This window comes from Nocardia terrae (assembly GCF_009760405.1).
Taxonomy (GTDB): Bacteria; Actinomycetota; Actinomycetes; order Mycobacteriales; family Mycobacteriaceae; genus Nocardia; species Nocardia terrae.
On sequence record NZ_WRPP01000018.1, the window covers coordinates 1 to 26,932 of the forward strand.

General features: G+C 69.5%; 23 protein-coding genes. 14 read left to right on the forward strand and 9 right to left on the reverse strand.

Annotated elements, in window-relative coordinates; genetic code table 11:
- Positions 1–229 precede the first annotated feature (229 nt).
- Positions 230–1,570: a type I glutamate--ammonia ligase gene (gene glnA, locus GPX89_RS43365; protein ID WP_157393629.1), complete on the forward strand. Its 1,341-nt coding sequence runs from the start codon at positions 230–232 to the stop codon at positions 1,568–1,570.
- A 72-nt stretch (positions 1,571–1,642) separates the two neighbouring features.
- Here glnA and GPX89_RS43370 read toward each other — a convergent pair whose 3' ends face one another.
- Complete coding sequence (locus GPX89_RS43370; protein ID WP_328602999.1) at positions 1,643–2,875, reverse strand: alpha-hydroxy acid oxidase; 1,233 nt, start codon at positions 2,873–2,875, stop codon at positions 1,643–1,645.
- The gene (locus GPX89_RS43375) at positions 2,872–3,651 is read right to left on the reverse strand and encodes an SDR family NAD(P)-dependent oxidoreductase (protein WP_157393630.1); all 780 of its coding nucleotides are present in this window, start codon (positions 3,649–3,651) and stop codon (positions 2,872–2,874) included. Before GPX89_RS43375 ends, GPX89_RS43370 begins: the two co-directional genes overlap by 4 nt.
- Before the next feature lie 174 nt (positions 3,652–3,825).
- On the opposite strand from GPX89_RS43375, the gene GPX89_RS43380 reads away from it, so the two are divergent.
- Genes GPX89_RS43380 through GPX89_RS43410 form a run of 7 tightly spaced genes read left to right on the forward strand, consistent with a single transcriptional unit; the run spans position 3,826 to position 10,350 of the window.
- Positions 3,826–5,178: an enolase C-terminal domain-like protein gene (locus GPX89_RS43380; RefSeq protein ID WP_157393631.1), complete on the forward strand. Its 1,353-nt coding sequence runs from the start codon at positions 3,826–3,828 to the stop codon at positions 5,176–5,178.
- A complete protein-coding gene (locus tag GPX89_RS43385; protein WP_157393632.1) occupies positions 5,175–6,266 on the forward strand; it encodes a sugar ABC transporter substrate-binding protein in 1,092 nt (363 codons plus the stop codon). Before GPX89_RS43380 ends, GPX89_RS43385 begins: the two co-directional genes overlap by 4 nt.
- Positions 6,267–6,294: 28 nt before the next feature.
- Positions 6,295–7,830 carry a sugar ABC transporter ATP-binding protein gene (locus tag GPX89_RS43390; protein WP_157393633.1) on the forward strand — a complete coding sequence of 512 codons (1,536 nt, stop codon included), beginning with the start codon at positions 6,295–6,297 and terminating at the stop codon, positions 7,828–7,830.
- Positions 7,827–8,030, forward strand: coding sequence for a hypothetical protein (locus tag GPX89_RS43395; protein WP_157393634.1), 204 nt, complete (start codon positions 7,827–7,829; stop codon positions 8,028–8,030). Before GPX89_RS43390 ends, GPX89_RS43395 begins: the two co-directional genes overlap by 4 nt.
- Positions 8,027–9,073 (forward strand): ABC transporter permease, encoded by a 1,047-nt coding sequence (locus GPX89_RS43400; protein ID WP_235949422.1) that lies wholly within the window; start codon positions 8,027–8,029, stop codon positions 9,071–9,073. Before GPX89_RS43395 ends, GPX89_RS43400 begins: the two co-directional genes overlap by 4 nt.
- A 1-nt stretch (position 9,074) precedes the next feature.
- Positions 9,075–9,401 (forward strand): L-rhamnose mutarotase, encoded by a 327-nt coding sequence (locus GPX89_RS43405; RefSeq protein WP_157393635.1) that lies wholly within the window; start codon positions 9,075–9,077, stop codon positions 9,399–9,401.
- Positions 9,394–10,350: an aldo/keto reductase gene (locus GPX89_RS43410; protein ID WP_157393636.1), complete on the forward strand. Its 957-nt coding sequence runs from the start codon at positions 9,394–9,396 to the stop codon at positions 10,348–10,350. The genes GPX89_RS43405 and GPX89_RS43410 overlap by 8 nt, the downstream gene beginning before the upstream one ends.
- A 266-nt stretch (positions 10,351–10,616) precedes the next feature.
- On the opposite strand, the gene GPX89_RS43415 is transcribed toward GPX89_RS43410, so the two are convergent.
- Positions 10,617–11,288: a FadR/GntR family transcriptional regulator gene (locus GPX89_RS43415; RefSeq protein WP_157393637.1), complete on the reverse strand. Its 672-nt coding sequence runs from the start codon at positions 11,286–11,288 to the stop codon at positions 10,617–10,619.
- 41 nt (positions 11,289–11,329) lie between these two features.
- Here GPX89_RS43415 and GPX89_RS43420 point away from each other — a divergent pair, with 41 nt between their 5' ends.
- From GPX89_RS43420 to GPX89_RS43430, 3 genes are all read left to right on the forward strand, one after another.
- A complete protein-coding gene (locus tag GPX89_RS43420; protein ID WP_157393638.1) occupies positions 11,330–12,172 on the forward strand; it encodes an amidohydrolase family protein in 843 nt (280 codons plus the stop codon).
- A 28-nt stretch (positions 12,173–12,200) separates the two neighbouring features.
- A complete protein-coding gene (locus tag GPX89_RS43425) occupies positions 12,201–13,070 on the forward strand; it encodes a fumarylacetoacetate hydrolase family protein (RefSeq protein ID WP_157393639.1) in 870 nt (289 codons plus the stop codon).
- 107 nt (positions 13,071–13,177) lie between these two features.
- Positions 13,178–16,192, forward strand: coding sequence for a bifunctional [glutamine synthetase] adenylyltransferase/[glutamine synthetase]-adenylyl-L-tyrosine phosphorylase (locus GPX89_RS43430; RefSeq protein WP_157393640.1), 3,015 nt, complete (start codon positions 13,178–13,180; stop codon positions 16,190–16,192).
- 43 nt (positions 16,193–16,235) lie between these two features.
- Here GPX89_RS43430 and GPX89_RS43435 read toward each other — a convergent pair whose 3' ends face one another.
- Both GPX89_RS43435 and GPX89_RS43440 read right to left on the reverse strand, forming a co-directional pair.
- Positions 16,236–17,468, reverse strand: coding sequence for a hypothetical protein (locus GPX89_RS43435; protein ID WP_157393641.1), 1,233 nt, complete (start codon positions 17,466–17,468; stop codon positions 16,236–16,238).
- 83 nt (positions 17,469–17,551) lie between these two features.
- Positions 17,552–18,373 (reverse strand): class I SAM-dependent methyltransferase, encoded by an 822-nt coding sequence (locus GPX89_RS43440; RefSeq protein ID WP_157393642.1) that lies wholly within the window; start codon positions 18,371–18,373, stop codon positions 17,552–17,554.
- A gap of 171 nt (positions 18,374–18,544) precedes the next feature.
- Here GPX89_RS43440 and GPX89_RS43445 point away from each other — a divergent pair, with 171 nt between their 5' ends.
- Positions 18,545–19,990 (forward strand): neutral zinc metallopeptidase, encoded by a 1,446-nt coding sequence (locus GPX89_RS43445; protein ID WP_157393643.1) that lies wholly within the window; start codon positions 18,545–18,547, stop codon positions 19,988–19,990.
- A gap of 169 nt (positions 19,991–20,159) precedes the next feature.
- On the opposite strand, the gene GPX89_RS43450 is transcribed toward GPX89_RS43445, so the two are convergent.
- The 3 genes from GPX89_RS43450 to GPX89_RS43465 form a co-directional block, all read right to left on the reverse strand.
- A complete protein-coding gene (locus tag GPX89_RS43450; RefSeq protein ID WP_157393644.1) occupies positions 20,160–20,999 on the reverse strand; it encodes an alpha/beta hydrolase in 840 nt (279 codons plus the stop codon).
- Between the two features lie 98 nt (positions 21,000–21,097).
- A complete protein-coding gene (locus tag GPX89_RS43455; protein ID WP_235949424.1) occupies positions 21,098–22,678 on the reverse strand; it encodes a M20/M25/M40 family metallo-hydrolase in 1,581 nt (526 codons plus the stop codon).
- A 4-nt stretch (positions 22,679–22,682) separates the two neighbouring features.
- The gene (locus tag GPX89_RS43465) at positions 22,683–24,335 is read right to left on the reverse strand and encodes a CocE/NonD family hydrolase (protein ID WP_235949427.1); all 1,653 of its coding nucleotides are present in this window, start codon (positions 24,333–24,335) and stop codon (positions 22,683–22,685) included.
- A gap of 127 nt (positions 24,336–24,462) precedes the next feature.
- Here GPX89_RS43465 and GPX89_RS43470 point away from each other — a divergent pair, with 127 nt between their 5' ends.
- Together GPX89_RS43470 and GPX89_RS43475 are read left to right on the forward strand one after the other, a co-directional pair.
- On the forward strand, positions 24,463–25,179 hold the full coding sequence (locus GPX89_RS43470) for a GNAT family N-acetyltransferase (protein ID WP_157393646.1): 717 nt from the start codon (positions 24,463–24,465) through the stop codon (positions 25,177–25,179).
- Between the two features lie 96 nt (positions 25,180–25,275).
- A complete protein-coding gene (locus GPX89_RS43475; RefSeq protein ID WP_157393647.1) occupies positions 25,276–26,001 on the forward strand; it encodes an alpha/beta hydrolase fold domain-containing protein in 726 nt (241 codons plus the stop codon).
- On the opposite strand, the gene GPX89_RS43480 is transcribed toward GPX89_RS43475, so the two are convergent.
- Positions 25,982–26,884, reverse strand: a complete 903-nt coding sequence (locus GPX89_RS43480) for an oxygenase MpaB family protein (RefSeq protein ID WP_157393648.1) — start codon at positions 26,882–26,884, stop codon at positions 25,982–25,984. The two genes, GPX89_RS43475 and GPX89_RS43480, sit on opposite strands and share 20 nt — an antisense overlap.
- Between the last annotated feature and the right edge of the window lie 48 nt (positions 26,885–26,932).

The window sequence follows — 26,932 nt, forward strand, 5'->3', positions numbered from 1 at the left end:
CCCGCCGCGGGCCTGACCTGCTGACTTCCCGAAAGGTTTGCGGCGCGTCTCGTTCTGGACTGAGTGGAGCGGGGGAGCGAAGCGGAGGAGCGGAGGGAGGGAAGAACGAGACCTCCAGCGCCGCAAATCCCGCCCGGAGCGAAGCGGAGGGCAATTAAACAGAGCACTCGCCGCGCCTGCTGACGTTTATGTAACACGGATTTAACTCCCGGCCCCTACAGTCGCGGACATGGACCGTCAGAAGGAATTCGTCCTCCGTACGCTCGAAGAGCGCGATATCCGCTTCGTGCGACTGTGGTTCACCGATGTCCTGGGCTATCTGAAGTCTGTCGCGATCGCGCCCGCCGAGCTGGAGGGCGCGTTCGAGGAAGGCATCGGCTTCGACGGATCGGCCATCGAAGGGTTTGCCCGAGTGTCCGAGGCGGACATGGTGGCCAAGCCGGACCCCTCCACCTTCCAGGTGCTGCCGTGGTCCACGTCGAAGGGGCATCAGCACTCGGCGCGCATGTTCTGCGACATCGCCATGCCGGACGGTTCGCCGTCCTGGGCGGACCCGCGGCACGTGCTGCGGCGGCAGCTGAACAAGGCCGCCGACCTCGGTTTCAGCTGCTATGTGCACCCCGAGATCGAGTTCTTCCTGCTGAAGCCGGGCCCGCACGACGGCTCCCAGCCCGTCCCGGCCGATAATGGCGGCTTCTTCGACCAGGCCGTGCACGACGAGGCCCCGAACTTCCGCCGCCACGCCATCGACTCGCTCGAATCCATGGGCATCTCCGTGGAATTCAGCCACCACGAGGGCGCGCCGGGCCAGCAGGAGATCGACCTGCGCTACGCGGACGCGCTGTCCATGGCCGACAACGTCATGACCTTCCGCTACCTGATCAAGGAAGTCGCCATCGACGAGGGCGTGCGGGCGTCGTTCATGCCCAAGCCGTTCGCCGAGCACCCGGGTTCGGCCATGCACACCCACATGTCGCTGTTCGAGGGTGAGCAGAACGCCTTCGCCGACCCGGATGATCCGGACAACCTGTCGGAGACGGCGCGCGCCTTCATCGCGGGAATCCTCGAGCACGCGCCCGAGATCAGCGCCATCACCAACCAGTGGGTGAACTCCTACAAGCGCCTCGTGCACGGCGGCGAGGCCCCGACGGCCGCGTCCTGGGGCCGCTCGAATCGTTCTGCCCTGGTTCGGGTTCCGATGTACACCCCGAACAAGGCGTCCTCGCGGCGGGTCGAGATCCGCAGCCCCGACAGCGCCTGCAACCCGTACCTGACCTTCGCCGTGCTGCTGGCGGCCGGTCTGCGCGGCATCGAGAAGGGCTACACGCTGCCGCCGGAGGCCGAGGACGACGTGTGGTCGCTGACCTCCGCCGAGCGTCGCGCCATGGGCTTCCGCGAGCTGCCCGCGTCGCTGGACGAGGCGCTGAAGAACATGGAGAAGTCCGAGCTGGTCGCCGAAACCCTCGGCGAGCACGTCTTCGACTTCTTCCTGCGCAACAAGCGCCGCGAATGGGCGGGCTATCGCAACCAGGTGACGCCCTACGAGCTCAAGGAATACCTCGGGCTGTAATCGCTTCGACCCGGACGGGCCGCGAACACCTCGGTGCTCGCGGCCCGTCCGCGTTCCGGTGCGCGACCCGGTTCATTCGAGCGGACGGAAGCGCTCCATCAGGTGGACGTGGCGGGGTTCGAGCTCCTCGACCGAGCCGACCCCGAGCAGTCGCATCGTCCGCACCAGCTGCGTGCGCAGGATCTCGATGGCCCGGTCCACACCGGCCTCGCCGCCCGCCATGAGGCCGTAGAGGTAGGCGCGGCCGATGAGGGTGAAGCGCGCGCCGAGCGCGAGGGCGGCGGCGATGTCCGCGCCGTGCAGGATGCCGGTGTCGAGGTGGATCTCCAGGTCGTCGCCGACCTCCCGGACCACCTGCGGCAGCAGGTGCAGCGGCACCGGGGCCCGATCGAGTTGGCGGCCACCGTGATTGGACAGCACGATGCCGTCCACGCCCAGCCCGGCCAGCCGTTTGGCGTCGGCGACGGTCTGGACGCCCTTCACCAGCACCCGCCCGGGCCACTGCTCGCGCACCCAGGCCAGATCGTCGAAGTCGACGGTGGGGTCGAACATGGAGTCCAGCAGTTCGGCGACGGTGCCGGACCAGCGGTCCAGGGAGGCGAAGGCGAGCGGCTCGGTGGTCAGGAAATCCCACCACCACCAAGGTTTCCGGAGCGCGTCGAGCGCGCCGGTGACGGTGATCGACGGCGGCACGGTCATGCCGTTGCGGACATCGCGCAGCCGATTGCCCGCCACCGGGACGTCGACCGTGACGACCAGGGTGTCGAATCCGGCCTTCGCGGCCCGCTCGACCAGGGCGATGGAACGGTCGCGGTCCTTCCACATGTAGAGCTGGAACCAGTTGCGCGCGCCGGAACCCGTTGCTGCCGCGACGTCTTCGATGGCGGTGGTGCCCATGGTGGACAGCGTGAAGGGGATGCCCGCCCGTTGCGCGGCGCGCGCGCCCGCGATCTCGCCCGCGGTGTGCATCATGCGGGTGAAGCCGGTGGGGGCGATGCCGAACGGCAGCCGCGCCTGTTCGCCCAGGACGGTGACGGCGGTGTCGGTGTCGGCCACATTGCGCAGGATCTCCGGGCGGAATTCGATGTCGCGGAACGCCTGCCGGGCTCTCGCCAGGGACAGTTCGGCGTCGGCGGCCCCGTCGGTGTAGTCGAAGGCGACCTTCGGGGTGCGCTTGCGGGCGAGCTCGCGCAGGTCCCAGATGGTCTGCGCCCGTGCGAGTTTGCGGTCCCGCCCGCCGAACGGCCGATCGAACTTCAGCAGCGGGGCCAGGTCTCGGGGCTTGGGGATTCTGCGCTCGGTCACCGTTCGATACTTTCCACGGTCTCGGGGGCGCGCAAGCGCAGCGAATGCATGCCGCCGTCCACCTCCAACATCGTTCCGGCGGTGGAGGATGCGCGGGGGCTGACCAGATAGAGCACGGCGGCGGCGACCTCCTCGGCGGTGACCAGCCGCCTGTGGGGCTGGCGGGCGCGCAGGGCGGCCAGTTCGGCGGCGGGATCGTCGGCGGCGGCGAGCAGCCTTTGCACCCACGGCGTGTCGACGGTACCGGGGTTGACGCAATTGACGCGGATGCCCTCGGCCAGGTGGTCGGCGGCCATGGCGCGGGTGAGAGCCAGGATCGCGCCCTTGCTGGCGCTGTAGGCGACGCGGTTGGGCAGGCCGGTGGTGGCGGCGATGGAGCAGGTGTGCACGATGGCCGCGGCGGGGGAGCGGCGCAGGTGCGGCAGCGCGGCCCGCGAAACCCGCACCGCGCCCAGCACATTCACCTCGAGGACCTGCCGCCATTCGGCGTCGGTGGTCTCCTCGACGGTGCCCTGTGCCCCGATGCCGGCGTTGTTGACCACGATGTCGAGGCGGCCGAAGGCGTCCACGGCGGCGGCGACGGCGGCGCGCACCGAATCATCGTCGGCCACATCGCAGTTCAGGGCGGGGCCGTCGGGCCGGGCGGGACCGGGGTTCAGGTCGAGGACCGCGACGCGTGCGCCCGCCGCGCGCAGGGCGGCGGTGACGGCCCGGCCGATGCCCGATCCCCCTCCGGTCACGACCGCGGCGAGTCCGTCCAGCTCGGGGTGTTGCATAGCCACCTCACGCTATTGATCCGATGTTTGGCTTCCCGAAGGTAGCACTGCGGGCGAGGGGATCGCTTGAATATTGCTCGGATTAGCCAAGACTCGGGGATTTGCCAAACCCATTGCGCTTCTAGACATCGGATGTATAGTCGTGATCCAGATCACTGGCAGATGGGAAACCGCATGGTACGTATCACCGCGTTGGACACCTACGATGTCCGGTTCCCCACGTCGGCGCAACTAGATGGCTCGGACGCGATGAATCCGGATCCGGACTATTCGGCCGCCTACGCGATCTTGCGCACCGACGACCGGGGCGGGCCCGAGGGGCACGGTTTCGTGTTCACCATCGGCCGCGGCAACGAGGTGCAGCAGGTCGCCATCGAGGCGCTCGCGCACCACGTGGTGGGCCGCCGGGTCGACGAGATCATCGGCGATCTGGGCGGATTCGCGCGCGAGCTCACCGGCGATTCCCAATTGCGCTGGCTGGGGCCGGAAAAGGGCGTCATGCACATGGCGATCGGCGCGGTCGTCAACGCCGCCTGGGACCTCGCCGCGAAATACGCCGGAAAGCCAGTGTGGCAGTTGATCTCCGAGATGTCACCGGAGCAGATCGTCGACCTGGTCGACTTCCGCTACCTCACCGACGCGCTGTCACCGGCGGAGGCCCTCGACATCCTGCGCCGCGCCGAATCCGGCCGCGCCGAGCGCACCGCCCAGCTGCTGGCCGCCGGATACCCGGCCTACACCACCTCGGCGGGCTGGCTCGGCTACTCCGACGACAAGCTCGCCCGGCTCGCCCGCGATGCCGTGGCCGACGGCTTCCGCACCATCAAGATCAAGGTGGGTCGCGATGTGGACGAGGACCTGCGCCGGGTGAAGATCGCCCGCGACGCCGTCGGCCCCGGCATCGGGCTGGCCGTGGACGCCAACCAGCGCTGGGGCGTCGACGAAGCGGCGGAATGGATTTCGCGGCTCGCGCCCGCCGGGCTGGCCTGGGTCGAGGAGCCCACCAGCCCCGACGACATCCTGGGCCACGCGGAGATCCGCCGCCGCGTCGCCGGGACGCCCATCTCCACCGGCGAGCACGGGCAGAACCGGATCCTGTTCAAGCAGCTGCTGCAGGCGGGCGCGGTGGACATCCTGCAGATCGACGCCACCCGGGTCGCGGGCGTCAACGAGAATCTGGCGATCCTGTTGCTGGCGGCCAAGTTCGGCGTCCCGGTCGTCCCGCACGCGGGCGGGGTCGGGCTGTGCGAACTGGTGCAGCATCTCGCGATGATCGACTTCGTCGCCATCTCCGGCACCATGGCCGAGCGCGCCATCGAATTCGTCGACCACCTGCACGAGCACTTCCGCGATCCGGTGCGGGTGGCCGACGGCCGCTATCTCGCGCCGCGCGCACCGGGTTTCAGCGCCGAGATGCTGCCCGAGACCCTGCGCGATTACCGCTATCCCACCGGCGCGGCCTGGCGGTCCCCGGTCGAACTCGCACCCACAGCCCAGGTTTCGGCAAAGGAGCTCGAAAACTCATGAACACCAGAATCATCGGCGCGGCGCTGGCCGCCGCGCTCGTCGTGGCCGCGGCGGCGGCCTGTTCCCGCGAATCGACCGGCGGCTCCGGCGCGCCCGCCGCCGTCAACGTCGGCAGCGGAGCCGCCGACGGCGTCCTGGTCGGGGCCGATCAGCCCCGCTCGGACACCGACTTCTGGAGCGCCTACGCCGGATACCTCGGACCGAAGGCCGCCGCGGCCGGGGTGAAGCTCGAGAACACCAGCTCCGACAACGACGCCAACCGGCTCAAATCGAATGTGGACACGCTGCTGGCCAAGAACGTGAAGGCCGTCATCATGGCCCCGCAGGACACCGCGGCGGTGAAGCCCGCGCTGTCGGCGGCCGCCGCCAAGCACGTGCCGGTGGTCAGCGTCGACACCCGGCCCGACTCGGGCGGGGCCTACATGGTGGTGCGCGCGGACAACCGCGCCTACGGCACCAACGCGTGCGTCTATCTCGGCGAAACACTGCACGGCAGCGGCAAAGTCGTGGAATTCCAGGGTGATCTGAGCTCGATCAACGGTCGCGACCGCTCCCAGGCGTTCGCCGACTGCATGCGCACGCGGTACTCGGGCATCAAGGTGATCGAGATCCCCACCGAGTGGAAGGGCGACCGCGCGGTCTCGGGCCTGCAGGACAAGCTGCTCACCGATCCCGATATCAACGGCATCTACATGCAGGCGGGCGGCGCGTTCCTGCAACCCACGCTCGCGCTGCTCGAGCGCACCAACAAACTGGTGAAAGCCGGTCAGCCGGGCCACATCACGATCGTCTCCAATGATGGCATCAAGGCCGAGCTGGACGCCATCGACAACGGCGATATCGATGCCACCGTGTCCCAGCCCGCCGATCTCTACGCGCAGTACGCGGTCTTCTACGCCAAGGCGGCGACCGAGGGCCGCAAGTTCACGCCCGGACCGACCGACCACGGCTCGGTCATCGTCGACGCCGGCAACGGCCAGCTCGAGGATCAGCTGCCCGCGCCGGTGGTGACCAAGAGCGGCGGCAAGGTGGGTGAGCTGAACACCCTCGCCAGCACCGATCCCGCGCTGTGGGGCCGGGGTCACTGACCGGCACCGGGTGGAAGCGGTCTTACCGATGACGGAAACAACAGTGCCGGACCTGGAAACCTCAGTGCCGGACCATGATTCGACGGTGGCCGAGGCGATCGGCGTGTCCAAGCGCTTCGGCCGCACCACCGCCCTGGATCGGGTCGGGCTGCGGGTGACCGCGGGCCGCACCCACGCCCTGGTCGGCCGCAACGGCGCGGGCAAATCGACGCTGGTGTCGATCCTGACCGGACTCGCAGCTCCTGATGAGGGGGAGGTGCGCTTCGCGGGCAGGCCCGCGCCGCCGACCGCCGACCGCGACGCCTGGCGGTCCCGCGTGGCATGCGTCTACCAGCATTCGACGATCATTCCGGACCTGACCGTGGCGGAGAACCTGTTCATCAACCGGCAGGGCTTCGGCGGCCCGATCGTGCGGTGGCGCGCGGTGCGCGCCCGCGCGCGGGAACTGCTCGACACCTGGTCGGTGCCGGTCGCGGAAGACACACCGGCGCGGGAGCTTTCGGTCGAGCACCGGCAGCTGGTGGAGATCGCGCGGTCGCTGTCGTACGGGGCCCGCTTCATCATTCTGGACGAGCCGACCGCGCAGCTCGACGGTGCGGCAATCCGGCGGCTGTTCGAACGCATGCGGGACCTGCAGGCGCAGGGCGTGACCTTTCTGTTCATCTCCCACCATCTGGACGAGACCTACGAAATCTGTTCCGATGTCACGGTTTTCCGCGATGCCCGGCACATCGTCACCGCACCGGTGGCCGAGCTCGGCAAACGCGAGCTGATCGCCGCCATGACCGGCGATTCCACCGAACTGGAACAAGCGGTCCCGCGCCTGCCCGCCGACCCGCACGCGCGGCCGGTGCTACGGGTGGAGAAGCTCACCCGGCCCGGCGAATTCGGCGCGGTGACTTTCGACGTGCGGCCCGGAGAGCTGGTCGGGCTGGCGGGCGGCGGCTCCAGCGGCCGCGTCGAGGTGGCCGAGACGATCGTCGGATTACGCCGCGCCGCAAGCGGAACCGTGCACGTCGGCGAGCGTGAGTTACGCGGTGGCGGCGTGCCCGCCGCGCGGGACGCCGGGATCAGCTTCGTCCCCCGCGACCGTCACGACGAGGGGCTGGTCCTGACCATGAGCGTGGCCGACAACGCCACCCTCACCGTGCCGCGTCGGCTCGGCCGCTTCGGCCTGCTCTCGCGCCGTACCCGGGATGCGCTGGCCCGCACCGCGATCGCGGATCTGGACATCAAGGTCGACGGACCCGAGCAGGGCGTCGCCGAACTCTCCGGCGGCAACCAGCAGAAGGTGGTGTTCGCCCGCGCCCTGGCCACCGGACCCTCCGTGCTGATCCTCATCACCCCGACCGCCGGCGTGGACGTCCGTTCCAAGGAGACCCTGCGCGCCGTGGTGCGTACCGCCGCCGATCGCGGCACGGCGGTCCTGGTGGTCTCCGACGAACTCGACGACCTGCGCGACTGTGACCGGGTGCTGGTCATGGTGCAGGGCGCGGTGACCGGCGCATACGAGAAGGGCTGGGCAGACGGGGAACTCGTCGCCGCCATGGAAGGACTGACATGAGCACGGCCGGAACCGAACCGGTGACCGCCGCGACACAGGCACTGCGCGCCGCGGCCGCCCGCGGCACGGGGATCCTGGCGGCCTCGGATGAACTCGACGATCCGCGTGATTGCGACCGGGTGCCGGTCGTGGTGACCGCTGAATGCGGAAATGGCTGGGACGACCGGGAACTCGTCCCCGCCATGGGAGGACTGACATGAGCACGACCGGAACCGAGCCGATGACCGCCGCGACCGATGCGGCGGAGCCCGCGGGCGTGGCAGTGCGGCGGACGCGAATACCAGTGCGCTGGAGCTCATTACGTGACTTCCTATTGGTGCCGCCGATCCTGCTGGTGCTGGTGGTCGGCTACTTCATCAACACCAGCTTCGTCTCGGCGGACAACCTGGTGAACGTGCTCACCACCATGAGCGGCATCTCGCTGCTGGTGCTGGCCGAGGTGCTGGTGCTGGTGGTGGGTCGGATGGATCTGTCGCTGGAGTCCACGTTCGGTCTCGCTCCGGGAGTGGCCATCTGGGTGACCATGGGGACATCCAAGGTCGGGGCGTTCACCTGGGCCTCACCGTGGATGGCCATACCCATCGCGTTGCTCACGGGTCTGGTGGTGGGGTTGGTCAACGGGCTGCTGATCGTGCGGTTCGGGCTCAACGGGTTCATCGTCACGCTGGCCATGCTGATCGCGCTGCGCGGGCTGCTGACCTTCCTCACCGGCGGCTTCACCCTCACCAAGATTCCGGACGCGGTGGCATGGCTGGGCAATGCGCGGGTGCTCGACGTACCGGTGAACATCATTGTGTGCCTGCTGCTCTTCGCGGCCGGCTATCTGGTGCTGAACTACACCACAGCCGGTCGAGCCCTGTACGCCGTGGGCGGCAACGAGGCCGCGGCGCGGGCCGCGGGCATCCGCACCGATCGGGTGGTCATCACGGTGCTGGTGATCGCCGGGGTGCTGGCGGCGGTGGGCGGGCTGATCTATACCGGGCAGTTCGCCAGCGTCCAGGTCAGCCAGGGCGACGGGATGATCTTCAATGTCTTCGCCGCCTGCGTGATCGGCGGGGTCTCGCTCAATGGCGGGCGCGGGTCGGTGCTGGGCGCCTTCTTCGGCATCGCGATCCTCACGCTCATCCAGAAGCTGCTGTCCTACGGCGGGGTCAGCGCCGACTCACTGAAGTTCATCAATGGCGCACTCATCCTGGTGGCGCTCGTCATCACCCGGATCGCCGGTGGCCGCCGACAGGAGTGACATGCGAATCGCCTTGCACACCAAGCTGAAACCCGGCGCCGAAGCCGACTACGAGGCCGCCCACCGGCAGGTGCCCGCGGAACTGGTCGCCGCGATTCGCGCGGCCGGGGCCACCGACTGGACGATCTGGCGCAGCGGGCTGAACCTGTTCCACGTCATCGACTGCGAGAGCTACGACAAGCTGCTCGGGGAACTCGCCGGACTGCCGGTGAACATCGAGTGGCAGCGCTACATGGGGGCGTTTCTGGCAGTGCCGCACGACTATTCGGACGGTAACGCCGAACTGCCGGTGGTCTGGGATCTCGCGGGGGAGCGCGGCGATGCTTAGCCGATCCGCTGCCCGGCCGCAGCCGCTCACCTTGCCCGGCCTGCCCGGGGTCGTCCTCGGCGGCGCGGGATACGCCGGGCTGTTCCGGCCGGTGGGCGCCGCGGCCGCCCGCGAGGCGCTGAACAATGCCTGGCAGACGGGAATTCGCGCCTTCGACACCGCGCCGCACTACGGTGCGGGACAGGGGGAGGAACGGCTGCGGCCGTTCCTGCGCGGCCGCGAGCGCACCGACTACTGGGTGTGCACCAAGGTCGGCAGGCTGCTGCGCGAGGATCCGCTGGCCGTCGACGGCACGGACGGGTTCTACGGAGCGCCGAAACGGTCACGGCGCAGGGACTATTCGGCGCTGGGCGTGCGCAGATCCCTCGCAGATTCGCTGGCGCGGCTCGGCCTCGACCACGTGGACATGCTGCTCGTGCACGATCCCGAGGACCACCTGGAGCAGGCGCTGCGCTCGGCCGTGCCGGAAATGGTCCGCATGCGCGAGCAGGGGCTGACCGCGGGGATCGGCGTGGGCGTCAACACGGTCGAGACCGCTCTGCGTTTCGCGCGCGAAGCCCCGATCGACTGCGTGCTCATCGCCGGTCGCTACACCCTGCTGGACCGGCGCGCCGAGGCCGAACTCCTCCCCGAATGCGCACGCCGCGGCATCGCCGTTCTGGTCGGCGGTGTGCTCAACAGCGGGATCCTCGCGGATCCGTTGCGCCGCACCACCTTCGACTACGAGACCGCCGATTTCCAGGTGCTCGCCCGGGCCCGGGACATGGCCCGCGTCTGCGCCGATTACGGTGTCCCGCTCCGCGCCGCCGCCCTGCAATTCCCCCGGCGGCACTCCGCCGTCACCGCCACCGTGCTCGGTGCCGGCACCGCCGCGGAGATCGCCGACAGCTTCGAGATGCTGAACACGCCCGTGCCGGAACGACTCTGGCACGACCTCGGATGCGCGTGACAACCAGCGTGGGCTCGGGTGGCGCGCCGGGTTCAACCGGTTACGCGGGCCTCACCGGGCGCGTGGGTTCAGCGGGTGGTGCGGGCTCAATCGGCCGCGTGGACTCATTCGGCGGAGCAGGCTCCATCGGGCGTGTGGGTTCAGCGGGTGGTGGGGGCTCGGTCGGCCGCGTGGACTCATTCGGCGGGGCGGGCTTCATCGGGCGCGTGGGTTCAGCGGGTGGTGGGGGCTCGGTCGGCCGCGTGGACTCAACCGGCGGGGCAGGCTCAACCGGCCGCGCGGGCCAGCCATTCCATGACGCCCGCGACGTGGGCGAGGGCGCGGGCGTGGGCGAGTTCGGGATCGTGGGCGGCGATGGCGTCGCAGATGGCGCGGTGCTCGGCGACGGTGCGCTCGAACGCGCCCTCCTCGGTGACGCCGCGCCAGATGCGGGCCCGGGTGGTGGGCATGGACAGCGAATCCAGCAGGGAGGCCAGGACTTTGTTGCCGGAGGCGGTGGCGATGGCCGCGTGGAAGCTCAGGTCCAGGGCCAGCAGGTCGGTGACCGAGGAGCTGGGCGGGGGCTCGGCCAGCGCGCGCAGGTGCTCGATCTCGGCCTCGGACATGCGCTGGGCGGCCAGCGCCGTTGCGGCGGGTTCCAGGATGCGGCGCACCCCGAGGATGTCGAGCACCGAATCGTCCTGGTGGAATTCGAGCAGGAAGCTCATGGCGTCCAGCAGCGAATTCGGTTCCAGGCTGGAGACATACGTGCCGTCGCCCTGACGGACGTCCAGGATGCGCACCAGCGACAGCGCCCGCACCGCCTCCCGCAGCGAATTGCGCGAGACCCCCAGTTCGGCGGCGAGGTCGGCCTCGCGGGGCAGTCTCGAACCCGGCCGCAGATCGCCGGAGACGATCTTGGCCTTGATTCGCGCTATCGCATCGTCGGTGACCGACAAGACCGATTCCCCACTTTCCAGGATGGGACTGCATGCCTCCGATGACTGTAGACGCTCACGTGCATATTTGGGACATCGACGGTGGAAAGTTCGACGTCGAGTACGACTGGCTCGAGAAAACATCGGATGTCTTGTACCGGACCTACACCCTCGACGACCTCGCGCCGCAGCTGTCCGAATTCGAGGTCGGCGCACTCGTGCTGGTGCAGGCCGCCGACTCGCTCGCCGAGACCCGCACCCTGATCGACGCCGCCGAGCGCGCGCCGCTGCCGACCGCCGTCGTCGGCTGGCTGCCGTTGCACGACCCCGCCCGCACCGCCGCGGAACTGGACGGCCCGCCACCCCCGGCGCTGGTCGGCGTCCGGCACCTCATCCACCGCGACCCCGACCCGGTATGGCTGCTGCGCCAAGAGGTTTCGGAGAGCCTGGCGCTGCTCGCGGACGCCGGGCTGGTCTTCGACGCGGTCGCCGAACGACCCGATCTGGTGGCGCAGATTCCGGTGATCGCCGCAGCGCACCCCACGCTCACGATCGTCCTCGACCATCTGGGCAAACCGCCGATCGCCGAACGCGGCTGGCAGCCGTGGGCCGATCTGCTGGCGGAGGCCGCGGCCTGCCCGAACGTGGTGGCCAAGCTCTCCGGCCTGGCGACGGTCTCCGCGCCGGGCTTCACGGCCGCGGACTGGCAGCCCTACGTCGATCACGCGCTGTCGGTGTTCGGGCCGGATCGAATTCTCGCGGGCGGGGACTGGCCGTTCACGCTCACCGCCGCCACGTATCGCAAGGTCTGGCGGACCACCCTCGAAACCCTGACCACACTGTCTCCCGCCGACCGCACCGCGGTGCTGACGGAGACCGCCCGCCGGATCTACCGGCTGCCCTGACCAATTCGACAGAATCCGGAGAACACGAATGAAGCTGCAGCGCGTGGGGGAACCCGGCCGGGAACGGCCGATCCTGCTCGGCGCGGACGGGCAGGCATACGATCTGACGCCCGTGACCGCCGATATCGACGGCCACTTCCTGGCGGGCGGCGGCATCGCGGCCGCCGCCGCGGCGCTCGACGCCGGTCGCCTGCCCCGCATCGACATCACCGGCCGTCGCGTCGGTGCGCCGGTGGCGCGGCCGGGAGCGGTGTGGTGCATCGGCATGAACTATGCCGCGCACGCCGCCGAATCCGGTGCGCTGCCGCCGGAGACGCCCGTCGTCTTCTTCAAGACGCCCAATACCGTGGTGGGCCCGTACGACGAGGTCCTCATCCCGCGCGGTTCGGACCGCACCGACTGGGAGGTGGAGCTCGCGGTGGTGATCGGTTCGCGTGCCCGCTATCTCGACTCGCCCGAGGAGGCATGGAAGTGCATCGCGGGCTACACCATCTCCAACGATGTCTCCGAGCGCCGCTTCCAGCTCGAGGAGTCCGGCGGGCAATGGTCCAAGGGCAAGTGCTGCGAGACCTTCAACCCGCTGGGTCCGGCGCTGGTCCCCGCCGCCGAACTCGATCCCAAGGATCTGCGGCTGCGCTCCTTCGTCAATGGCGAGCCGCGCCAGGACTCCAGCACCGCGGACCTGATCTTCGACGTCGCGTATCTGGTCTGGCACCTGTCCCAGTTCGCGGTGCTCGAACCCGGTGACATCCTCAATACCGGCACCCCCGAGGGGGTCGCGCTGTCCGGCCGCTTCCCCTACCTGCGCCCCGGCGATGTCGTCGAGCTCGAGATCGAGGGCATCGGCCGCATGCGCCAGCGCCTGCGTGCCGCCGACCAGCCCGCGGTCACACCCTGAACGCCGCGGGCTCGCGAAAGAATCGGTGCGGCTGCGGGCGGGCAACAATGTCTGGTTTCGGAGGGTTCGGCCGCATGTCGGATCTGCGTGACATGTAATTTGAAAGAATGGTTCGGCCACCGACTGCTCGTTCCGCTGTGCCCGGTGTTGGACGGCTCGGTTTGCTCGAGCCGTCGGCTGCCGACTCCCTGCGGGAGTTGGCCTGGGACAATGTGGACAGCGTCCCGCTGCTGTGGGCGCTGTCTCGTTCCCCCGACGCCGACCTGGCGCTGCTGACCCTCATCCGGTTGCGGGAGCAGCTCGGGAGCGACTGGGCCGCACTGGATTACGAGCTGCGGCGCAATGCCGCGCTGCGGGGGCGGCTGTTCGCGCTGATCGGGTCGTCGAGCGCGTTCGCCGATCACCTGGTGGCCGATCCGCCGGCGTGGCAGCTGCTGAAACGGCCCACGCTGCCGGGGCGCGCGGAGTTGCTGGCGGATCTGCTGGACTCGGTCAAGGCCGAGCCCGAGAACGGGCCCAACGCCGGGCCCATGCTGTATCGGGCGCAGGTGACGGGGCCGGAGGCGATCGCCTTGCTGCGCAAGCGGTATCGCGATCAGCTCATGCTGCTGGCCGCCATCGACCTGGCCGCCACCGTCGAGAACGAGCCCGTGCTGCCGTATCAGCAGGTGGGGCAGCATCTCACCGATCTGGCCGACACGGCGCTCACCGCGGCGCTGTCGGTGGCGGTGGCGCGGGTGTGCGCCGAACGCGACGTGCCGGTGCGGCTGGCCGTCATCGCCATGGGCAAATGCGGTGCGCGGGAACTCAATTACGTCTCCGACGTGGACGTCATCTTCGTCGCCGAACCCGCCGACACCACCGCCACCCGGCTCGCCGCCGAGATGATGAGCGTGGGCAGCGCGGCCTTCTTCGAGATCGACGCGGCGCTGCGGCCCGAGGGCAAGGCGGGGGCGCTGGTGCGCACCCTGGAATCGCACATCGCCTACTACAAGCGCTGGGCGCGGACCTGGGAGTTCCAGGCGCTGCTCAAGATGCGGCCCGCCAGCGGGGATCTGGAACTGGGCGAGCAGTATCGAGAGGCGCTGATGCCCATGGTGTGGGCGGCCTCCGAGCGGCCCGACTTCGTGGCCGACGTGCAGGCCATGCGGCGGCGGGTCGAGGACCTGGTCCCCGCCGATCTGCGCGAACGCGAGCTCAAACTGGGGCACGGCAGTCTGCGCGACGTCGAATTCGCCGTGCAGCTGCTGCAATTGGTGCACGGCAAGGCCGACGAATCGCTGCACGTGCAGGGCACCGTGGAGGCGCTCACGGCGCTGGCCGCGGGCGGCTACGTGGGCCGCGACGACGCCGCCAACCTCACCGCCTCCTACGAATTCCTGCGCCTGCTCGAACACCGTTTGCAGCTGCAGAAACTCAAGCGCACCCACACCCTGCCCGCCCCCGAGGACGAGGAGGGCATGCGCTGGTTGGCCCGCGCCGCGCACATGCGGCCCGACGGGCGCCAGGACGCGGTCGGGGTGCTGACCAGCGAGATCAAACGCAATGCCATGCGGGTGCGACGCCTGCACGCCAAGCTGTTCTACCGGCCGCTGCTGGAATCGGTGGCGCGGCTCGACGCCGACAATCTGCGGCTCAGCCCCGAGGCGGCGGTGCGGCAGCTGGCCGCGCTCGGTTATGTCGCACCGGAGAACGCGCTCGGGCATCTGAAGGCGCTGACCGGGGAGGTCGGGCGCAAGGGCCGGATTCAGGCGCTGCTGCTGCCCACCCTGCTCGAATGGCTCGGCGAGACACCGAATCCCGACGCGGGCCTGCTCGCCTACCGGCGGGTGTCGGAGGGCCTCGACAACGAGATCTGGTTCCTGCGCGAACTGCGCGACGAAGGGGCCATCGCGCAGCGGCTGATGATCGTGCTCGGGTCGTCGGCGTATCTGCCCGACCTGCTGATCAACGCGCCCGAGACCATCCGCATGTACGCCGACGGGCCGGACGGGCCGCTGCTGCTGGCCACCCAGCCCTCCGATGTGGCGCGTGGAATCCTCTCCGGCGCAAGCCGTTACGACGACCCGAAGCGGGCCGTCGCGACGGCCCGGTCGCTGCGCCGCCACGAACTGGCGCGGGTGGCCTCCGCTGATGTGCTCGGCATGCTCGATGTCGCGCAGGTGTGCGAGGCGCTGTCCTCGGTGTGGATCGCGACCTTGGAAGCCGCGCTGCAGGCCGTGATTCGGGCCAGTGAGGCCGAACTCGGCAGGCCCGCGCCCGCGGATTTCGCGGTCATCGGGATGGGGCGTCTGGGCGGGATGGAACTCGGCTACGGCTCGGACGCCGACGTGATCTTCGTCTGCGACCCGCGCCCGGGCGAGGACGAGACCGTCGCGGTGAAGTGGGCGATCGGCGTCGCCGAACAGGTGCAACGATTGTTGGGCGCACCCAGCACCGATCCGCCGCTGCAGGTCGACGCCGGGCTGCGGCCCGAGGGCCGCAACGGCGCACTGGTCCGCACCCTGGCCGCCTACGCCGCCTACTACGAGAACTGGGCGCAGTCCTGGGAAGTCCAGGCGCTGCTGCGCGCGCATCAGGTGGCGGGCGACCGCGACCTCGGAATCCGCTTCCTGCGCACCATCGATCCCATCCGCTACCCCGAGGGCGGCATGTCCCCCGAGGGCGTGCGCGAGATCCGCCGCATCAAGGCCCGCGTCGACTCCGAACGCCTCCCGCGCGGCGCCAACCCCGCCACCCACACCAAACTGGGCCGCGGCGGCCTCGCCGACATCGAATGGACCGTCCAACTCCTGCAACTGCTGCATGCCAACGAGGTCCCCGCACTCCACAACACCTCCACCCTCGAATCCCTCGACGCCATCGAACGCGCCGAACTCATCGACGCCGCCGACGCCGCCCTCCTCCGCGACGCCTGGCTCACCGCCACCAAGGCCCGCAACGCGCTGGTCCTGGTCCGAGGCAAACCCGCCGACCAACTCCCCGGCCCCGGCACCCTGCTGTCGGCCATCGCCCGGGTGGCGGGCTGGCCCACCGACGACGGCAGCGAATTCCTCGACCACTACATGCGCGTCACCCGCCGCGCGAAAACAGTGGTGGAAAGAGTCTTCGGCGGCGAATAGGGCAAGGTCCACGCGGCGAGCAACCGAGTGGTCGGCCGCGGGCTCATTCGAAGTCGTCCTCGGCAGTCGCTGGCTCGTTTCGGGCCGCGAGGAATTCGGCGCCGATGGTTTGGGGGACGTAGGGGAGGGGGTGGCCGAGTAGTTCGGTGGTGCGGTCGCGGATCAGCCATGTCGGGCTGTAGTGGGCGGCGTCCGAGTCGGGGGTGCTGCGGGTGCCGGGGGTGAACATGCCGGGGGGCATGTTCTGGGTGGAGGGTTCGGGGCCGTTCGGGAGTGAAGGCGACTTCGGTTGTGCGAGCTCAGGGTTCGGTGGGGTGGGGAAGCTGCGGCCGGGGTCTGGGGTTGGCGTCGGTGTGTGTGCGGGGGTCGGGATGGTTGGGCTGCCGGTCGGTGTGGGGGAGACGGGGTCGACGCCCGGGGTTGTGGTGGCGGGCCTGGTTTCGCTCCCGGAGGAAGCAGGGCGGTTTTCGGCTTCCGGGTCCGAGACGCCATGCGAATCAACGAGTGTGCCGGACGCCGGGGTGCGTGGATCGGCGGCAGGCGTCGAGTCATTCGACGGGGCAGGCGACGATGGCACCTCGGTGGGCCCTGTCCGGCGATCGGTGACCGGGTCGGGGGTGTGCGAACCGGCCGGTTGTGTGATCGTGTCCGGGTTCGAATCCGGTGTGCCGCCGGGATCTTCGGCGTTGTATGCCGTGTCGGCTCGGCCGCTTCCCGGAGTTGTGATCGGGAAGAAAGCTGGGATCGACGCGCCTGCGGGCGGGTAGATGGGGACGTAGTTGGCGTCGAGGGCTGCCAAGGCGAGACGGTATTGGTTGTCACGCTCGCCGGCAGAGCCGTGAGCCGGGGGCGGGGGCACGGTTTTTCGGAGGGCCTCCGCGCCGTAGGCGGCGGCGAATATGCGGTGGCCGGTGCCGTGGATGATCTCGGCTACGTCGGTGGCGTCGCGGACGAATTGGCGGGCGGCTGCTTCGGCGGCGTCGGCGAGATGACCTGCCATGCCGTCGGCGAGGGCCGACTGGACGGTGGTGTGCAGGGCAGAGGCGGCTCCGAACAGGCTGTCGGCGATGGTGACCCAGGTTTGGGCGGCGTGTTGCATGTCGCCGGGGCTCATGGCCTGGACGCTGTCATGGATCTGCTCGTGTGCGAGGTCGGGGAAATGCTCCAGGCAGGTGATGTAGTCGGGGTCGAGGCCGCGGTCGGTCAGGCGGGATTGGTCGTGCTCGGCACCCGATTGGCTCAGTCGGGCCCTGCGCCGCAAGGCTTCCGGATCCATCGGCGTCCTCCCATCGTCCGGCCCTCCCGAGGCATCGCTCGGTCTGTGAAGGCTTGGACGCGGGAGGCGGGGCGCGGGTTCCGTCAGGGCTTGCGGGCCTGCAGGGTGAAGGTCAGCGGCAGGCGTTCGCGGTGGTCGGTGAGCCGCCATTCGCCGAGGTCGTCGCAGATCATGCGACCGGGCAACGCCTCCCACGGGGTGCTGTCGTGCTCGACCAGCTGGGTGAGGGTCAGGTCGGATTGCAGGACGGCCTCGACGATCTCGCCGAGGCCGTGATTCCACTCGTTGGTGGTGGTGTGGGTGAGGGCGGAATCGGTGTCCACGTAGGTGGATCCGTCGCTGAAGACCATCGGCTCGGCGGTCTCGAAGTACGGGTAGCCGATGGTGAGGGCGTCGGCGCGGGTCTCGTCGATCGACATGAGCATCGGGTGGCCGTCGCGGATGAACAGGCGCCCGCCGGGGCGCAGCAGGGCGGCGACGGTGTCGGCCCAGCGGCGGATGTCCGGGAGCCAGCACAGCGCGCCGATGCCGGTGTAGACGAGGTCGAATTGCCCCGCGCCCAGGGCGGATACGGCGTCGTAGAGGTCGGATTCGACGAAATCGATGGGCGTGGAGCTGGCCTCGGCGAGCTTGCGGGCCTCGGCGAGGGAGGCCGGGGAGAAGTCGAGGCCGGTCATGGTCGCGCCCAGCCGCGCCAGCGACAGGGTGTCGGTGCCGATGTGGCACTGCAGGTGGACCGCGCGCAGACCGCGGATGTCGCCGAGGCGGGGCAGATCGAAGCGGACCACCCCGCTCAGAAAGGAGGGATCGGACAGGAAGCTGTCCAGGGCGTAGTCGCGCGAGCCGGCGTGCAGGGGTGCGCGGTCGTCCCAGTTGGCGCGGTTGAGGCGGCGGTAGTCGCTCATGATGCTCGACTGTGCCACGGACGCGACGGCCCGCCCAGCAGTTTTCACGGCTGCGTGTCGCGGGCGGCACGCCGGGAGCGGGCATCGCCTTCGCATCGACGTTGCGGGACCGGGGACTTCGCGCGATATCCGGGTGGATACTCGGGGCACGAGCGCGGTGCGGGAGGCGAGATGGGGACGTCGCGGGTGCGGCTGGGGCTGGCCGTCGTGCTCCTGGTGGCGGGGGTGGCGCTCACCGGCTGCTCCGGGATGAGAGCGCCTGCCGCGCAGAATGTTTCGGCCCCGGTGACCACGAATCCGTGGGAACTGACCGGACAGACTTCGGCCGCCGGTCCCAGCGGTCCGCGCGCCGGGGTGCCCGACGCGGATCTGACGGCCGAGAACGGCGACGGCGGCCCGATCGACAAGCTGGCCCTCAATGCCATCTCCGATATCGCCGCCTACTGGAAAGACCAGTACGCCAAGTACTTTCCCGGCACCTTCGCGCCGGTCACGCGCTTCATCTCCTGGGATGCCACCGCCCCGCGCGCCCAGGCCGTCCAGTTCTGCCGCACCAGCACCTTCCAAGAGGTCAATGCCGCCTACTGCAGCCAGGATCAGACCATCGGCTGGGACCGCGGCACCCTGCTGCCGACGCTGGTGAAGAAGTTCGGGCAGATGTCGGTGGTCATGGTGCTGGCACACGAGTACGGGCACTCCGTGCAGGCGCAGGCCAAACTGAACGGCTACTTCACCCCGACCGTGGTTCGCGAACAGCAGGCCGACTGCTTCGCCGGAGTGTTCCTGCGCGCGGTGGCGGAAGGGAATTCGCGCCACTTCACCCTCAACACCACCGACGGGCTGAACGGCGTGCTGGCCGCGGTCATCTCCTTCCGGGACCGCGAACCCGGCGCGTCGCGCGACGAGCACGGCACCGCGTTCGAACGGGTCACCGCCGTGCAGATCGGCTACACCGACGGCGCGAGCGGCTGTAAAGCCATCACCCGCACCGAACTTCAGCAGCGCCGCGGCACCCTGCCCACCAGTTTCCAACCGGGAGACAAGGAACGGCAGCTCCCGGTCGACCAACCCGATCTGGCCCTGGTGGCGAAGTCGCTGGCCGAGAATTATCCGATCACGCCCGAACCGAGCTACGACTACAACGGAGTCACCGGCAACTGTCCGACAGTGACCGCGACCCAGCCGGTTTCGTACTGTCCGAGCACGAACGTCATCGGCACGGATATCCCCACCCTGGCCGAACGCGCGAGCTCGGGTGAGAAGGGCGAGCTGCTCTCGGCCATGGTGAGCGGCGATTACAACGCCTTCGTGGTGTTCGTCTCGCGCTACATGCTCGCCGTCCAGCAGGCCCGCAGGCTCGGTATCACCGGAGCCGACACCGCGGGCCTGCGCGCCGCCTGTTTCTCCGGCGCGTACAGCACCAAGCTGAGTCGGCCCGGCAGCGACTTGCAGCTCTCCGCAACCGATCTCGACGCGGCCATTTCCGGTCTCCTCTCGGACGGCCTGGCCGCCGCCGACGTCGACGGCAATGTGGTGCCCAGCGGCTTCGTGCGCCTCGAGGCCTTCCGAACCGGCGTCCTCGACGGCGAGAACGCCTGTCTGCAGACGTACAAATAGCATCCACACGACTGTCAGCGGGCGTGTCAGGGCGGCGTCAGCGCCGTGTAAGCCGGGGCGGCGATAGTTATCCCATGAGCAGCGGCACCCCGGGGTTGTCCAACAGACATCGCTCAACGGCTGCGCGTAGCGACAATGGCGTCGCGCGCCGGGGTGCCGCCGAATCTGCTCAGGCGGCAGGGATATGGGCTTCGAGCCAGTGGACCAGGTCGGTGAGGACCTTGTCCTGTTCGGGCTCGTTGTAGATCTCGTGGAACAGGCCGTCGTAGCGGATGACGGTCTTGTCCGTGGCGGCGGCGTGCTGCTCGAGCAGGTCGCTGCCGGTGGGGGAGGCGAGCCCGTCGTCGGTGCCGTGCTGGACCAGCAGGGGCGCGGTCAACCGGTCCATGTGCGATTTCACGAACTCGCCCGCGCGCAGCATTTCGCCGGCGGTGCGGGCGGGGACGCCGCCGTGATGGACCAGCGGGTCCTCGTCGTAGGCGCGCACCACCTCGGGGTCGCGGCTGACCAGCTTCGAATCCAGCTTGACCACGGGCAGATTCGGCAGGTACCTCGAGACCAGCGGGGCGGCCAGGCGCTGGACGGCATTGCCCGCCGCGATGTCGATGGCCGGGCCCGACAGCACGATGCCGGTCACCTCCGGCCGGTCGCGCACGGCCAGGTACGCGGTGGTGAGGCCGCCCATGCTGTGGCCGATGAGGAAGCTCGGCAGGCCGGGGTGGCGGCCGGTGGCGGTGGCGAGCAGGGTGCGCACATTGTCGGCGGCGTCGTCGAGTGAGCCGACATTGGCGCGCGGCCCCTCCGACTTGCCGTGCCCGGTGTGGTCGAGGGCGTAGACCGCGATTCCGGACCCGGTCAGCCGCTCGGCCACATGCGCGTACCGGCCGGAGTGCTCGGCGTATCCGTGCACGATCTCGGCCACGGCGCGCGGTTCGCCGTCGGGCAGCCACGACTGCCAGAACACGCGGCCGCCCGCGCCCTGGAATTCACCGGTCTCCGTGCGCGTCATCGCCGTTCCCTTCGAGTCGAGTGGTCACGCTCGGCGGATTCGGGAGAATTCGCCTGCCAGCGGAGCCATTCTCGCTCACCGATCAGGCACGGCGTCAACTACCCGAGGTGGGCGAGACGGTCGATAAGTAGGCGGTTGAACCGGATCAATCGGGCGTAGTCCACCCGGGAGATGCGCTCATCGGTGCCGTGGAATCGCTCCAGATCGGCGGCGTCCATCACGATCGGGGCGAAATTGCAGCGCGTGGCCGCCAGATCGTCGTAGAACCGGGAGTCGGTCGCGCCGGGCACCACACCGACGGTGACGGCGACACCCGGCACGAGTTCGCGGGCCAGGTCGGCGATCAGCTCGAAGTCCGGCCCCGCGGCCGGATCCGGTGACGGTTCCGACGCGGTCCCGTCGAGTTCGATGCTGACCGTCTTGTCGCGCACCACCTTCCGGCAGTGCGTGAGCACATCGGCCACCGAATCACCGGACAGGATACGGAAATTCACGAACGCCTCGGCCCGCTGCGGCAGTACGTTCGGCTTCACCCCGCCGCGGATCATGGTCGGCGCGGTGGTGGTGCGCACCAGCGCCTCGGTCTGCGGCCGGGCCGCCAGCGCCCGCGCCACCAGCGGGCCCGCCGTGGTCGCCAGCCCCATCAGGGTCCGCCGCGGCTCGGAGACGAATTCCCGCACCCGCCGCAGCATGTCGACCGCGACCGGCGTCAGCCGCAGCGGAAACGGATGATCCTGGATCCGCGCCACCGCCCGCGCCAGCCGCCCCACCGCGGTCTCGCGTCCCGGCATGGACGAATGCCCGCCCACATCCGACACCGACAGCCGCACGGTCGCGAAACCCTTCTCGCCCACCATGATCGTGGCCACCGGCACGTCGATGCCGTCGGCCACGCCCGTGGTGATCACGCCGCCCTCGTCCAGCAGCAGCCGGGCCCGCACCTCGGATTCCCGCAGCCGCTGCGCCATTCGCGCCGCACCACCTGTCCCGAAGATCTCCTCGTCGTGCCCGAAGGCCAGATACACGGTCCGCGCCGGGCGCACCCCGTCGCGCAGGGCCTGCTCGACGGCTTCGAAGATGGCCAGCACCCGGCTCTTGTCGTCGATAGCGCCACGGCCCCAGATGAATCGGTCATCCACCTTCCCGGCGAATGGCGGATACGTCCACCCGTCGACATCATCGACGGGCACAACGTCCATGTGCGCCAGCAGAATTGCCGCCGCCTGCTCATGATCCGGGGATTCTGGCCCGGCCGGGGAGGCCGCGACCTCGCTCGGAATCACGCCTCCCGTGCTCCCGTCCGGCGCGCCTGTCGTACCGGCGTGTTCCCGGCCGGCATCCAGATCCGCCGTGCGCGAACCGATCTCGGTGGATTTCAGCGGCGGCCGCGCCGAATCGGTCGCGGCGGGGACCCCCGCATCGGAGCTCGTGGTGCCCGCCCAGCGGTACAACCGGCTGTGGCCGAAGGTTTCCAGCGTCAGGTGGGTGTGGACGAGCGGGAACGAGCGCTCGAGATGTTCGGCGAGCCGGTCGAACTCGGCGAGGTCGATGCGTTCGCGGTCCTCGTAGGAGACGGTGCGGCAGCGCAGGGCGGCTGCCAGGCGTTCGGCGGTGACTTCGTCGACGGCCGGGCCGTCGGGCGGCCTTCCCGCGAAGCGGTTCCGATCGGTGCGGGTCATGGATCTAACCGCCCGACCTGGGAGGGAAGTTCATGGTCACAGTGGCATTGTTCACCACATCGGGGGCCAGGGAGACCGTCTTCTCGTTTCGCCACTTGGGAATCGATTCGCCCGCCTCACCCGGCAGGTCGGGCGTGCGGACGCTGCCGAGCAGGGGCAGGTGCAGCTGGGCCGAGGTGACGGTGACCGGGGCGAAGGCGGGCGAATGCGCCCACACGTCGTCGACCACGTCGGTGACGCGGACCCCGATGCGGTGCCCGGCCGGGATCGGCCAGTCCTGGGCCAGCAGCCGGACCTGTGTGGTCGGCGAGACCGGGGCGATGCCGCGGGTGATGACCGTGGCGCGATTGTCCGGGGCGATGTCGTAGACCTCGAGGGCGACGGTCGCGGTGGCCGGGCCGTCCAGGGCGAGGGTGGCGGTCGGCGCGCCCGCCAGGTGCTGGTCCTGGTCGAGGGGCTGGGAGACGGTCCAGATCTCGCGGTCCGCGCCCGGGGTCAGGCCGCGATCGGTGTAGCGGCCGGTGCGCAGATCGAGGTCGACGGCCCGGCTGTCGGCGGGCGGCCACGCGGTCTCCGAACGCCAGCGGCCGTCGAACTGGCCGACGGTGATGCGCGGTCCCGGCACGGTGACGTCCTTGTCCGCCACGTGCTTGTCGAAGAACGCCAGCAGTTGCGCACCGAAGTCGGTCGCGCCGCATTTCTCCGTGCAGTCCCGGTGCCCCCACTGGCCGAACCACGCCTTGTGATCGCCGGGGCCGAGGCCGTTCCACAGCTGGAAGACCCGATCGGCCTTGGTGTTGTAGTCGACGAAACCCTGGCCCAGGAACAGCGGAATCGTATTGCCGCGCAACTTCTCCACCAGGTCGCGATCGCGCCACCACGCGGAACCGGCGTCATGGTCGGTGGTTTCGGCGAGGTAGTGCGAATAGCACGCCGGATCGATGCTCGACGCGTTCGCCTTGTACTCGGCCGAATCGGTCGGATAGGGGGGCGTGGAGGCGATCAGCAGATGCTCGAAGCCCGCGAAATCGCCCGGCCGGATACCGTTCTCGCTGATCGGCTTGAGCGAGAACTTCCACGCGACGCCCTGCATGTAAAGGTAGGCGTTGGGGTCCACCACCGGTTCGAAGGCGGCCACCGCGGCCAGCCCGGCGGGCCGCTCGGCCAAACCCATGAGCCCGGTCCACGCCTCGTAGGAGACGCCCTCCAACCCGACCTTCCCACTCGACCACGGCTGTCCCACAGCCCATTCCACCGCCGTCTTCACATCCGAGCGCTCGCCGGGCCCGCCGAAATCCGGGCAGCCGTTGGAGCCGCCGAAGCCGCGCAGATCCACGATCACGTAGGTGTATCCGGCCTGCAGGAACATCGAGACCGGCAGATCCTCGGTGGACGGGCCGCCCTTGATCCGAGGTTCGCTCAGGTGCATGAGATGCGCGCGATACGGGCTGACGGTCATGATCACGGGGGTGCGCACGTCGTCGGCCATCCCGGCCGGGCGCAGCACGTCGGCGTGCAGCCGGGTGCCGTCCGCCGACGTGATGAACTCCTCGTGCCACTGATACTGCGGCGTATCGGCCTGCGCCCGTGCGGGCGCGCTCACCGCCCCCACCACCAGCAGCACGCCGATCAGCGCGCGCCACATCACCATCCTCATGATCACCATTCGACCTTGGTGGTTGGGCCCGCCGCGATCCAGCCCCAGGAAACGGGGTGCCCGGGCCGTGTAACGGCCGCTCCGTTAGTCTCGGGATCAGCAATCGACAGCGAGGGGGAGCGCCGGAATGTCCATCGAGACGCGGGCCGATGCGCAGGACGTCACGGAATCGAGTCGGTTCCAGCCGGTTTCCGATCCACGGCCGAACGACTCGGTGTGGCCGGACATGGTGTGGCCGATCCCGGAGGGCACGGTGTTGACCGGTCGGTTCGTCGAGCTGACTCCGACCGACCCGGCGGCCGATGCGGGTGAGTTGTTCCGGGCGCTCGATCACGCCCGGGTGTGGGCGCATGTTCCAGGGCAGCCGGAGGACGCCGCCCAGTTCGAAGAGCGGCTGCGGCAACTGGACTCGCTCCCGGATTGGCAGGTCTGGACGGTGCGAACCCGCCGGGAGATCGGCGGGAATCCGGCCGGGGCGATCATCGGCGTCACCGCCTACCTGGACGTGCATCAGCGGGACGCGCGGCTGGAGATCGGGTTCACCATCTACACCCCGTCGGTGTGGGGCGGCGCGATCAACCCGGAAGCCAAGCTGCTGCTGCTCGAGCACGCGTTCGAGACCCTGCGCGCGGGCCGGGTGCAGCTCAAGACCGATGTCCGCAATCACCGGTCCCAACAGGCGATTTCCCGGCTCGGCGCGGTCTACGAGGGCACCCTGCGCCGACAGTTCCGGCGCGAGGACGGCACGATCCGCGACAGCGTGCTGTTCTCGATCATCGCCGAGGAGTGGCCGATGGTACGCGACCGCCTGGCCCGCCGGCTCGCCGGTTTTGGCGCGTCCTGACCGCACAGCGGCACCTTCTGTCCCCGGCGAAACGGCACGCGGCGCATAGGTTCTATACGAACCACAGCCGCACGACCGAGTTCGAAAGGGCAGCACATGACTCACCAGCCGACTTCCGGACCCGGTGCACTCCCGGCCGGGGCGACCCCACTGCGGGCGCGCACCGGCATGACCCCGTCCTGGCTGGACAGCCCCGGCGGGTCCAGAGACCGGGTGCTGCTGTACGTCCGAGGCGGCGACTTCTCACTGGGATCGCTGCTCAGCCACCACGCACTGGCCGCCCGGGCGGGCTGCGCCACCGGAATGCGGGTGCTGTTCCCCGAGTACGTCGCCGCGCCCGAACCGCCCTACCGGGCCATCGTCGGCGATCTGCTCGCGGTATGGCGGCGGCTGCGTCACGACCACGCGATTCCCGCGGAATCGATTGCGGTGATGGGTGATTCGTCGGGCGGCAACATCATGCACGGCCTCTTCGCCGCCCTGCACCGCTCCGGCGAGGAACTCCCCGGCGCGGCCCTCATGGTCTCTCCCGCACCCGAACTCGGCTTCCGTGGCGCCATCACCGATCAGGACGGCCTGGGCACCCTCTTCAGCGCCGCGGTCGTCCATCGCCTGTTCGCCGGTTACCCGAACGGCTCCGACCCCCGCCATCTCTGGGCCACAACGGGTTCGGCCGCGAACGCGGGACTGCCCTCGATGCTCGTGCAGACCGGCACGGCGGAAACCCTGATCCGCGACTGGCCGCGCTTCACCGCCGAAGCCGCCGCCGCGGCCCTCGCGGCGGCACTGCGGGACGAGGCGGCTACAGCGGCCGCAGGTTGATCATCTTGCGTAGGCGGGCGCGGTCGCGTTCGACGCGGCGGGCCTCGTAGGCGATGGGGAAGTAGCGGATCCGTTCGGGGAGGACGGGGACGGCGCGGCCGATGAACCAGCCCAGGACGCGCAGGGCGCGTTCGTCTTTCGCGGTCCATTCCAGGCCGAGCTTGTCGCGCACGATGTCGGGGGTGGTGCCGACGGTGAAGAAGTACTGCAGGCGGCCGACCGGGTCGGTGAGTGCGCGCCACGCCGGGTGCAGGGGGCGCGGGATCTGCTTGGGCGGAGCGATCTTCCGGATCACCTTCAGATAGTCGTAGGCGACATTCGTGACCTCCAGGTGGTTTTCGACCTGGTCCCGAAACCACGGCTCCCACTCGGCGTAGGTCGCCGGGATCTCCTTGGGCGCCACCGAGAAATTGCGCATGAGCTGCACGGTTTCCTGGTAATACGCCTCTTTGTCGGCGTCGGTGAGCTTGTCGCTGGAGAAGTACTTGTTGCCTTCGGTGAAGGCGAAGACGCCGGTGTGCAGGACCCACGCCCACGGTGCGGAGGACAGGGCGCGGTGCTTGACGCCGTGCGCGTCCGTGGTGTTCAAGGTGGCGTGCATCTTTCGCAGCCGATCGGCCTCGGCCAGCGCCTCGTCGCCGCCGTAGACCCACATCATGACCGAGGCCAGACTGCGCATCGCGCGACCCATGGGGTCGGTGCGGAAGGTCGAGTGCTCGTCCACCACCGCGGCGATGGTCGGTTCCATGGTCTGGAGCAGGAACGCGGATCCGGCGGTCAGGGAGAAGGTGATCAGGCCGGTGTCTTCCCAGAGGCGGGTGTCCGGTCCGAAGGGGCGGCGCTCGGGGCGCGACTCCCGGCCGAGCTCGATGGCGGCGGTCATGGTGGATCTCCTTTGATCAACCGTTCCCGTCGACTGCCACACGCCGAC